Origin of the sequence: Pseudomonas sp. C1C7 (assembly GCF_013359595.1) — a bacterium.
Classification (GTDB): Bacteria; Pseudomonadota; Gammaproteobacteria; order Pseudomonadales; family Pseudomonadaceae; genus Aquipseudomonas.
Genome location: NZ_JABFMP010000016.1, coordinates 88834 through 99466 on the forward strand (window position 1 = coordinate 88834; position 10633 = coordinate 99466).

Sequence of the window (10633 nt, forward strand, 5' to 3'; positions counted from 1 at the left end):
TACCCATGACGACTCGTACCCGTATCCTCACCGGCATCACCACCACCGGCACGCCGCACCTGGGCAACTACGCTGGCGCCATCCGCCCGGCGATCGTCGCCAGCCGCGACAGCAATGCCGATTCGTTCTATTTCCTGGCCGACTATCACGCCCTGATCAAGTGCGATGACCCGCTGCGCATCCAGCGCTCGCGTCTGGAAATCGCCGCGACCTGGCTGGCCGGTGGCCTGGATGTGGATCGCGTAACCTTCTACCGCCAGTCGGACATCCCGGAAATCCCCGAGCTGACCTGGCTGCTGACTTGCGTTGCCGCCAAGGGACTGCTCAACCGCGCCCACGCCTACAAAGCCTCGGTGGACAAGAACGTCGAGACCGGCGAAGACCCGGATGCCGGTATCACCATGGGCCTGTACAGCTACCCGGTGCTGATGGCCGCGGACATCCTGATGTTCAACGCGCACAAGGTGCCGGTCGGTCGCGACCAGATCCAGCACGTGGAAATGGCCCGCGACATCGGCCAGCGCTTCAACCACCTGTTCGGCCAGGGCAAGGAGTTCTTCACCATGCCCGAAGCGCTGATCGAGGAAAGCGTCGCTACCTTGCCGGGCCTGGACGGTCGCAAAATGTCGAAGAGCTACGACAACACCATTCCGCTGTTCAGCAGCGCCAAGGACATGAAGGACGCGATTTCGCGGATCGTCACCGACTCCCGTGCCCCGGGCGAAGCGAAAGATCCGGACAATTCGCACCTGTTCACCCTGTTCCAGGCCTTCGCCACCCCGGCGCAAGCTGACGAGTTCCGCAGCGAACTGCTGCAGGGCCTGGGTTGGGGCGAGGCGAAGAACCGTCTGTTCCAGTTGCTGGACAACGAACTGGGCGAGTCCCGCGAACGTTATCAACAGCTGATCGAGCGCCCGGCGGACCTGGAAGACATCCTGCAGCACGGCGCGAAAAAAGCCCGTGCGGTCGCGACGCCTTTCCTTCAAGAGTTGCGTGAAGCGGTGGGCCTGCGCTCCTTCGTCGCCCAGACACAAGTGGCGGCGACCACCAAGAAGAAAGCCGCCAAAGCTGCGCGTTTCGTCAGCTTCCGCGAAGACGACAGTTTCCGTTTCCGTCTGCTGGCGGCCGATGGCGAACAACTGCTGCTGTCGCGCAACTTCGCCGACGGTAAGACCGCAGGCCAGGTGACCAAGCAACTGCAAGCGGGCCAGCCACTGGACGTGCGCAGCGAAGACCTGAGCTTCAGCGTCTGGCTGGAAGGCGAGTGCGTTGCCGACAGCCCGGCTTTCGCCGACAGCGCCGCCCGCGACACTGCGATCGACGCTCTGCGCATTGCCCTGACGCCGATTCAGGAATAACCAACGGCTCGACCCGACCAAGGGTTGATTGCCATTCCCACGGGCCATCGCTAAAGTGACGGCCCGTTTTTGTTGCCTTGCTAACGAATTATGACGCCCCTAGAACGATATCAAGCTGATCTGAAACGCCCGGAGTTCTTCCATGACGCTGCGCAGGAAACCGCCGTGCGTCATTTGCAGCGCCTGTACGACGATCTGGTCGCGGCCGAGCAGAACAAACCGGGCCTGCTGGGCAAACTGTTTGGCAAGAAGGATCAGACCCCGGTCAAGGGCCTGTATTTCTGGGGTGGCGTAGGCCGCGGCAAGACTTACCTGGTCGACACCTTCTTTGAAGCGCTGCCGTTCAAGGAAAAGACCCGTACCCACTTCCACCGCTTCATGAAGCGCGTACACGAAGAAATGAAAACCCTGGGCGGCGAGAAAAACCCGCTGACCATCATCGCCAAGCGTTTCGCCGCCGAAACCCGCGTCATCTGCTTCGATGAATTCTTCGTATCCGACATTACCGACGCCATGATCCTCGGCACCCTGATGGAAGAGCTGTTCAAGAACGGCGTGTCCCTGGTCGCGACCTCGAACATCGTGCCGGACGGCCTGTACAAGGACGGTCTGCAACGTGCGCGTTTCCTGCCGGCCATTGCGCTGATCAAGCAGCACACCGACATCGTCAACGTCGACAGCGGCGTCGACTATCGTCTGCGCCACCTCGAACAGGCGGAACTGTTCCACTTCCCGCTCGACGAAGCCGCCCACGAAAGCCTGCGCAAGAGCTTCCGCGCGCTGACGCCGGAATGCACGGCAGCGGTCGAGAACGATGTGCTGATCATCGAAAACCGCGAAATCCGCGCCTTGCGCACCTGCGACGACGTGGCCTGGTTCGACTTCCGCGAATTGTGCGACGGCCCACGCAGCCAGAACGACTACATCGAACTGGGCAAGATCTTCCATGCCGTGCTGCTCAGCGGCGTCGAGCAGATGAGCGTCACCACCGACGACATCGCCCGTCGTTTCATCAACATGGTCGACGAGTTCTACGACCGTAACGTGAAACTGATCATTTCTGCCGAAGTGGAGCTCAAAGACCTCTACACCGGCGGACGCCTGACGTTCGAATTCCAGCGGACCCTCAGCCGGTTGCTGGAGATGCAGTCCCACGAATTCCTGTCGCGGGCGCACAAGCCGTAAAAGAAAAAGGCCTGCAATCGCAGGCCTTTTTCATGGGCTTGATTCACCTCCGAACCCCTGTGGGAGCGGGCTTATGCGTCAGCCATTTAGATACCGCCCCACCTCATCCTGCTGCTGACACCCAATCAGCAACCACAACAGAATCCTCGCCTTGCGCGGACACACAAACCCCGCCATCGACACCCCCTTGCGAATCAAATCCATCTCCCCACCCCTGAAACCATAAGTAGCCCGCGCCGTAGACCCGGAACCGGTACGCGTAGCGACGATCACCGGAATTTCCTTGGCGACATGCCCAATCTCCGTCGCCCAGTCAGGCGAGACGTGACCGGCACCGAAACCTGCGATGACCAGTCCGTCGTACCCCAGCGCAACGATGTTTTCCAGCAGCAGGGTGTCGGCCGACAGCGAAGCCTCGAGCAGCGCGACTTTGTGGCTGGTCTGTTGCGGCAGGGGCAACACGACGCGCGGGTCCGGCGAGCGCAGGTAGCAAACCCGATCCTCCAACAACAGGCCCGCCGGGCCCACGTTGGGCGAGGAAAACGCCTGCAAGGCCAGCGAGTCGGTCTTGCGTAGGCTGCGCGCCAGATGAATTTGCCCGTTCATCACCACCTGAACCCCGCGCTGGCGGCTGTTCTGCGCCAGAGCCACGCGACAGGCATCCAACAGATTCGCCGGGCCGTCTGCGCCCGGTTGTGCAGCGGAACGCATCGCGCCGGTCAGCACCAGAGGCTGGTCGTGGGGCCATAGGTAGTCGAAGAACTGCGCGGCCTCTTCGAGGGTGTCGGTGCCCTGGGTAATCACCACCCCCGCGGCACCCTGCTTGATCTGAAACTTCGCCCAGGCCAGCACGCTCAGCAAAAACTCGAAATCCTGCGAAGCGCTGGGCAGCAGGCCAAGGGTTTCCACCGTCACCCGGGCCAGCGTATTGAGCCCCGGAATGGAGGCCAGCAGGGTTTCGCCGCTGACCGACGGCGTCACTCCTTCACCGGCCTTGCCGGTTTGCATGCTCACCGTGCCGCCGAGTGCCGCGATGGCCAGTTTTGGCAGGTCCATGTGATACCTCGCTCGTTTGAGATGAAAAGAGTTGATTACTCCCCGAACATGAAACCGATCAGCGGCACGATCAGTAGCGTGCTGATGGCCATCGACAGGACATTGGCGATGTAGGCGTGCATGTCGGCCGGCAGGCGTTTGGCGATTGCATGGGCCAGGGGAGGGGCCAGCAATGCGCCCAGCCAGGCGCTCGTCACCATGACTCCCCAGCTGGCGCCGTGGGTCAGGATCGACGCGGGCACGACCGAGACCAGCGGGATATAGGTGGGATACCAGCCGTGCGCCTTCCATTGGGGGCGCCAGAACAGCACGCCAATGGCGGAGGTCAGCGCCTGGGCAGCGATGATGTGCAACAGCAGGCCGGAACCGTAGGCTGGGCTTGAGGGGTTGAGGCTGTAGGCCAGCAGGGCGCCCAGCAGCAGGCCGAGGCTGGCAAGTTCATTGCCGAAGAAGGGGGCTTCGGAGAAATCCGCCAATACCCGGCGCAGGGACCAGATGACGCCATAGTCGGGTGTCTTGGTGGGAGGGGCTGGGGGTGGCATTTCGGGGCGCGCGGACTTGACCAGGGTCGGCCAATGTCGGCAGATCAGGCAGGCCACCACGCTGGCGCTGGCCATGCCCATTACGTTGCCGATCACCGCCGGCAGGGCCAACGGATTGCACACGAAGTTGACGATCAGCAGGCACATCGGCGTGACCAGCAAAGCCCCCATGATTGCGCCGTTGATCGTGACCTTCCAGCCGCCACCGAACATCAGCACCATCGCCGCTGGCAAGGAAACGAAGGCGACAAAGGTGGGCTGCCAATCACCGGCGCTCACTGTCCAGCCCCATAACAGATTGCTTAGAAGCAGCCCCAGCAACGAACTGGTGACCAGCCAAGGCCAAAGGCCCGTGCCATAACAAATGGCAAAACCCTGCCAGGATTTTCCCGTCCTGTTGGCCCAGTAGGCCAGGTAGGCACCGGCCAGCAAGCCGATCGAGGCGAACTCGTGTTTGTAGAAGGCCACCTCGCTGATATCGCCAAGCACCCAACGCAACCAGGCAACGGGGTCGTGCAGCGCCGAAACCATGTCGTCGTAACCGGGCCAGTGCGCTGTCCAGATCGAACGGTTGCTCAGCCACAGCCAGATGATCAGCAACGTCGTACCGATCATCAGCAGGACAACGGTTTTATCCACAGGGCTGAAGCGCTGATGGTTCGCGGTCGGGATATTCATCGGCCTGCCTCCTTCAGCGCGGGAGACGAGGGTGGTGGGTGTAACCGAGCATGGAGTCGTAGAGATCGGTGCGCCGATCACGATGCAGATCGTTGAGGGCATTCCAGGTCGGCGCGCTGCGCGAACTGGTCAGGTCGATATCGGCGAACAGGATTTCCTGCCGGTCCGCCGATGCCACGGCACCGATCGGCCAGCCGTGGGTGCCGGCAATCAGCGAACAACCCAGGTAGCGCGCGCCGCGTTCTTCGCCAATCCGGCTGGCGGCTGCGATAAACACGTTGTTGACGTGCGCTGCGGTCATTGTCAGGTACGACGCCATGCACTTGCCGGCGTCGTCGAACAGTGGCGGTGGCGTCCAGACCCAGTTGTTCAGGCTGCAAATGATATCCGCGCCTTGCTGGCTGAGGATTCGCGGCACCTCAGGGAACCAGATGTCCCAGCAGATCAGCAGCCCGATGCGGCCGATGGGCGTATCGAACACCGGAAAGCCCAGATCACCGGGCGTGAACCAGAGCTTCTCCATATTCCAGAGATGGGCCTTGCGGTATTTGCCGATAAAACCGCACGGACCGAGCAGGACGCCCGTATTGAACAGCCGCATGCCATCGAGTTCGGCCACACCGGCTACCAGGTAAACCTTTTGTTTGCGGGCGAAGTCGATCCAGAGTTGAACGCTCGGCCCGTCCGGAACCCGCTCGGCGTGGGCGAAAGCATCCTGCCGGTTGGCGAAGAGATAACCCGTATTGCACAGCTCCGGCAGCACGATGAGATTCGCCCCGCCGTTGACGGCCTCCTGCGCCAGTTCGAGGCTTTGGCGCAAGTTGGATTCATGATTCTCGACGCCGAACTGAGGATCGAATTGCACGACGGCGACACGAACGGGGCTTGTTGGCTCGCTCATTCCTGATGACCTCTTTTTATTGTTATTCACGCTGTTTCAGTGGCGTGCCAATAAAAGGTGAAGTCGCAGGTGGGTGTAAGTCAGACGCTTCTGTTCCGGTTGTAGTCTGTTTCCGAAAACTTGAAGCCTGTAGGAGCGAGCTTGCTCGCGATGGTCGTCAACGATAACGCTGGCGTCCTGACACCCAGCGGTGTCCGGTCTTCCATCGCGAGCAAGCTCGCTCCTGCAAGGGGGAGGGGTCAGGCCGCTTGCTGGAACTGCTGCCGATACTGGTTCGGCGACAGCTCAGTGTGCTGGCGGAACAGGCGGGCGAAGAAGCTGGCGTCGTCGTAGCCGACTTCGTAGCTGATGGTCTTGATGCTCTTGCGGCTGCCCGACAGCAGGCCCTTGGCGGTTTCGATGCGCAGGCGTTGCAGGTAGTGCAAAGGCTTGTCTCCGGTGGCGGTCTGGAAGCGGCGCATGAAGTTGCGGATGCTCATGCCGTGCTCGCGGGCGACGTCCTCGAAGCGGAACTTGTCGGCGAAATGCTCTTCGAGCCAGTGCTGGATTTGCAGGATGATCACATCCTGATGCAGTTTCTGGCCGCCGAAGCCGATGCGTCCCGGCGAGTAGCTGCGCTGCACTTCATAGAGAATGTCCCGGGCCACGGCCTGGGACACGTTGGCGCCGCAGAAGCGCTCGATCAGGTAGATGTACAGATCGCAGGCGGAGGTGGTGCCGCCTGCGCAGTAGAGGTTGTCGGCGTCGGTCAGGTGTTTGTCCTGATTCAGGTACACACGCGGGAAACGTTCGGCGAAGGCATTGAAGAAGCGCCAGTAGGTGGTCGCTTCCTTACCGTCGAGCAGCCCGGCCTCGGCCAGCCAGAAAACCCCGGTGGCCTCGCCGCAGAGTACCGCGCCGCGGGCATGTTGCTGGCGCAGCCAGGGCAGGACCTGTGGATAACGTTGGCAGAGGGTTTCGAAGTCGTCCCAGAACGCGGGAATGACGATGATGTCGGCATTTTCCAGTCCGCCGTCTACCGGCATGAGTACATTGCTGAAGCTCTGCACCGGTTTGCCGTCGGGGCTGACCAGCCGGGTTTCGAAGGCCGGTACCAGACCGTGGCCCAGCTGCTTGCCGTAGCGCAGGCTGGCGAGGTGGAAGAAGTCCTTGGCTTGCATGAGGGTGGAAGCGAAAACCCGGTCGATGGCCAGGATGCTGACGCGCCGCAGGGGCGTGGAGGCTTGGTTAGACATAATTCAACTTTTGTTTTTATAAGGGAAAGTGGTCACCAGACGGCTGGATCGTCTTATTTTTTGTCGGATGTGTCCAGTGTCCTGTATCGGACCTGCGGCTTAGTCTCTGAAGGTCAACCTCTTCTAAAAACTAACGACAGGTGCCGCATGATTCCCCGAACCTTGTTCAGTTCCGAGCACGAACTCTTCCGTGACAGCGTGCGAACCTTTCTCGAAAAAGAGGCGGTGCCGTTCCATGGGCAGTGGGAAAAACAGGGCTTCATCGACCGCAAACTCTGGAACAAGGCCGGGGAGGCGGGGATGTTGTGCTCGCACCTGCCGGAAGAATACGGCGGCCTGGGGGCGGACTTTCTCTACAGCGCGGTGGTGATCGAAGAGGTGGGGCGGCTGGGGCTGACCGGCATCGGTTTCTCCCTGCATTCGGACATCGTGGCGCCGTACATCCTGCATTACGGCAGTGAAATGCTGAAACAAAAATACCTGCCGAAACTGGTCTCCGGGGAGATGGTCAGTGCCATCGCCATGACCGAGCCGGGCGCCGGTTCAGACCTGCAAGGGGTGAAGACCACGGCGGTGCTGGATGGCGACGAGTACGTGATCAACGGCTCGAAAACCTTCATTACCAACGGTTATCTCGCCGATCTGGTGATTGTCGTGGCCAAGACCGATCCGAAGGCGGGCGCCAAGGGCACCAGTCTGTTTCTGGTGGAAGCCGACACGCCGGGCTTCGACAAGGGCAAGCGCCTGGAGAAGGTCGGCATGAAGGCCCAGGACACCTCTGAGCTGTTCTTCCAGGACGTCCGGGTGCCGAAGGAAAACCTCTTGGGTCAGGCCGGGATGGGCTTTGCTTACCTGATGCAGGAATTGCCTCAGGAGCGCCTGACCGTGGCGATTGGCGGTCTGGCTTCAGCCGAAGCGGCGCTGGAGTGGACCCTGGAATACACCCGCGAGCGCAAGGCCTTTGGCAAATCTATTGCCGACTTCCAGAACACCCGATTCAAGCTGGCGGAGATGGCGACCGAAATCCAGATCGGCCGGGTCTTCGTCGACCGCTGCATGGAGCTGCATCTGCAAGGCAAGCTGGACGTGCCGACGGCGGCGATGGCCAAGTACTGGGGCACCGACCTGCAATGCAAGGTCCTCGATGAATGCGTGCAGTTGCATGGCGGTTACGGCTTCATGTGGGAATACCCGGTGGCCCGGGCGTGGGCGGATGCGCGGGTGCAGCGGATTTATGCGGGGACCAATGAGATCATGAAGGAGATCATTGCGCGGTCGCTCTGATCGGAGTTGACCTCGGCGACGCCATCGCGAACAGGCTCGCTCCCACAGTGATTTCGGGTGTTTACACAAGATGTGTTCAACCTGGATACCTGTGGGAGCGAGCCTGCTCGCGATGGGATCTGAAGATCAATCAAGGCGCCGGATTCGGATGATCCTTGTGAATCGCCTCAATCCCCTCCAGCACTTCATCCGACAACTTCAGATCAAAACTGGCAATGTTGCTGTCCAGCTGTTCCAGCGTCGTGGCGCCAATGATGTTGCTGGTGACAAACGGCTGCTGCGTCACGAAGGCCAGGGCCATTTGCGCCGGGTCCAGGCCGTGCTCGCGGGCCAGCGCCACATAGCGGCTGCACGCCGCCTCCGACTGCGGGTTGAAATAGCGGCTGAAGCGGCTGTAGAGGCTCAGGCGGCCTTTCGGCGGGCGGGCGCCACCTTCGTACTTGCCTGACAGGAAGCCGAACGCCAGCGGCGAATAGGCGAGCAGGCCGCACTGTTCGCGGATGGCGATTTCCGCCAGGCCGACTTCGAAGCTGCGGTTGAGCAGGTTGTAGGGGTTCTGGATCGATACCGCGCGTGGCCAGCCACGGGCTTCGGCCAGGGCGAGGAAACGCATGGTGCCCCAGGGCGTTTCATTGGACAGGCCGATGTGGCGGATCTTGCCGGCCTTGACCTGCTCGTCCAGCGCTTCGAGGGTGTCTTCCAGCGGCGTCAGATTGGCTTCGATCTTGTGCTTGTAGCCCAATTGTCCGAAGAAATTGGTGCTGCGCTCGGGCCAGTGCAACTGGTAGAGGTCGATATAGTCTGTCTGCAGGCGCTTGAGGCTGCCATCCACGGCTTCGGTGATGTGCTGGCGGTTGTGCCGCAGGTTCTTGTCGCGGATGTAGTCGATGGTGTTGCCGGGGCCGGCGATCTTGCTGGCCAGGATCCAGTCGGCGCGATCGCCGCGGCTCTTGAAGTAGTTGCCGATGTAGCGTTCGGTGGTGGCGTAGGTCTCGGCCTTGGGTGGTACCGGGTACATCTCGGCGGTGTCGATGAAATTGATCCCGGCGCTCTTGGCCCGCTCGATCTGGGCGAAGGCATCGGCTTCACTGTTCTGCTCGCCCCAGGTCATGGTGCCCAGGCAGATTGCGCTGACGTTCAGATTGGTCCGGCCTAACTGGCGATACTCCATCGAGTCCTCCTTGGGCAAAGCAATCATAAAAGCAGGTTGAAATATTTTTCGCAATCTGCATAATTGCGCACCTCTTTCTGCAGTGGAAGTGATGCGCCGCCGCCGAAGAATCTTGCCGTTGAACGGACGCGCCGACCCGAGCCCCCGAAAGCGTCTGTATCCGGCTGCCTTTGACTTGTCAAAGTACGCACTATTCAGTAAGATCCGCCGTCTTATTTACAGGCGGCCCCTGAGGCTATAAAGAATGAAAACTTTTACTGCTAAACCGGAAACAGTAAAGCGCGACTGGTTTGTCGTCGACGCTGCTGGTCAGACCCTGGGTCGTCTGGCCACCGAAATCGCCAGCCGTCTGCGTGGCAAGCACAAGCCTGAGTACACTCCTCACGTTGATACCGGCGACTACATCGTCGTTATCAATGCTGAGCAAGTTCGTGTTACTGGCGCTAAAACCAGCGACAAAATGTACTACTCCCACTCCGGTTTCCCGGGCGGCATCAAGTCGATCAACTTTGAAAAGCTGATCGCCAAGGCCCCTGAGCGCGTGATCGAGACCGCGGTAAAAGGCATGCTGCCTAAGAACCCGCTGGGCCGCGACATGTACCGTAAGCTGAAAGTCTATGCGGGCGCTGCTCACCCTCATACTGCTCAGCAGCCCCAAGAACTGAAGATTTAACGGAATAGTTCATTATGTCGGCGACTCAAAATTACGGCACTGGCCGTCGCAAGACCGCAACCGCACGCGTTTTCCTGCGTCCGGGCACTGGTAAAATCTCCATCAACAACCGTTCGCTGGATACCTTCTTCGGCCGCGAAACTGCCCGCATGGTAGTTCGTCAGCCGCTGGAGCTGACCGAGACTGTCGAGAAGTTCGACATCTACGTCACCGTGATCGGCGGTGGTGTTAGTGGCCAGGCTGGCGCAATCCGCCACGGCATCACTCGCGCCCTGATGGACTACGACGAAGCTCTGCGCAGCCCGCTGCGTAAAGCTGGTTTCGTAACCCGCGACGCCCGTGAAGTTGAACGTAAGAAAGTTGGTCTGCGTAAAGCGCGTAAGCGTCCGCAGTACTCGAAGCGTTAATTCGCTTCCACGTTCAAAAAAGAACGCCCAGTTTCCTCACGGATCTGGGCGTTTTTTTGTGCCTGCGATTTTTAAAAGAATTGCTCTGTGACAACTTGCCACATCCGTAGACGCCCTATACTACAAGGCTTGGGGGGAGTAGC

General features: G+C 60.5%; 10 protein-coding genes. 5 read left to right on the plus strand and 5 right to left on the minus strand.

From position 1 onward, the window contains the following. The first annotated feature begins 5 nt into the window (after positions 1–5). Together HNO86_RS15330 and zapE are read left to right on the plus strand one after the other, a co-directional pair. Positions 6–1358 carry a tryptophan--tRNA ligase gene (locus HNO86_RS15330; RefSeq protein WP_175377784.1) on the plus strand — a complete coding sequence of 451 codons (1353 nt, stop codon included), beginning with the start codon at positions 6–8 and terminating at the stop codon, positions 1356–1358. A 90-nt stretch (positions 1359–1448) separates the two neighbouring features. Beyond that, positions 1449–2543 carry a cell division protein ZapE gene (zapE, locus tag HNO86_RS15335; protein WP_175377785.1) on the plus strand — a complete coding sequence of 365 codons (1095 nt, stop codon included), beginning with the start codon at positions 1449–1451 and terminating at the stop codon, positions 2541–2543. Between the two features lie 78 nt (positions 2544–2621). On the opposite strand, the gene HNO86_RS15340 is transcribed toward zapE, so the two are convergent. From HNO86_RS15340 to HNO86_RS15355, 4 genes are all read right to left on the minus strand, one after another. After that, a complete protein-coding gene (locus HNO86_RS15340; RefSeq protein ID WP_175377786.1) occupies positions 2622–3599 on the minus strand; it encodes an asparaginase in 978 nt (325 codons plus the stop codon). Between the two features lie 35 nt (positions 3600–3634). Further along, entirely contained in the window at positions 3635–4819 is a 1185-nt protein-coding gene (locus tag HNO86_RS15345) for a hypothetical protein (protein WP_175377787.1), read from the minus strand. Positions 4820–4832: 13 nt separating this feature from the next. Then, complete coding sequence (locus HNO86_RS15350) at positions 4833–5720, minus strand: nitrilase family protein (protein WP_175377788.1); 888 nt, start codon at positions 5718–5720, stop codon at positions 4833–4835. A gap of 239 nt (positions 5721–5959) precedes the next feature. Then, positions 5960–6880, minus strand: coding sequence for a GlxA family transcriptional regulator (locus HNO86_RS15355; RefSeq protein WP_175377823.1), 921 nt, complete (start codon positions 6878–6880; stop codon positions 5960–5962). Between the two features lie 222 nt (positions 6881–7102). On the opposite strand from HNO86_RS15355, the gene HNO86_RS15360 reads away from it, so the two are divergent. Then, a complete protein-coding gene (locus HNO86_RS15360) occupies positions 7103–8239 on the plus strand; it encodes an acyl-CoA dehydrogenase family protein (protein ID WP_175377789.1) in 1137 nt (378 codons plus the stop codon). Positions 8240–8369: 130 nt separating this feature from the next. Here HNO86_RS15360 and HNO86_RS15365 read toward each other — a convergent pair whose 3' ends face one another. After that, a complete protein-coding gene (locus tag HNO86_RS15365; protein ID WP_175377790.1) occupies positions 8370–9410 on the minus strand; it encodes an NADP(H)-dependent aldo-keto reductase in 1041 nt (346 codons plus the stop codon). A 244-nt stretch (positions 9411–9654) separates the two neighbouring features. On the opposite strand from HNO86_RS15365, the gene rplM reads away from it, so the two are divergent. Beyond that, entirely contained in the window at positions 9655–10083 is a 429-nt protein-coding gene (gene rplM, locus HNO86_RS15370; RefSeq protein ID WP_013789889.1) for a 50S ribosomal protein L13, read from the plus strand. A gap of 14 nt (positions 10084–10097) precedes the next feature. Further along, the gene (rpsI, locus tag HNO86_RS15375) at positions 10098–10490 is read left to right on the plus strand and encodes a 30S ribosomal protein S9 (protein WP_175377791.1); all 393 of its coding nucleotides are present in this window, start codon (positions 10098–10100) and stop codon (positions 10488–10490) included. Positions 10491–10633 lie beyond the last annotated feature (143 nt).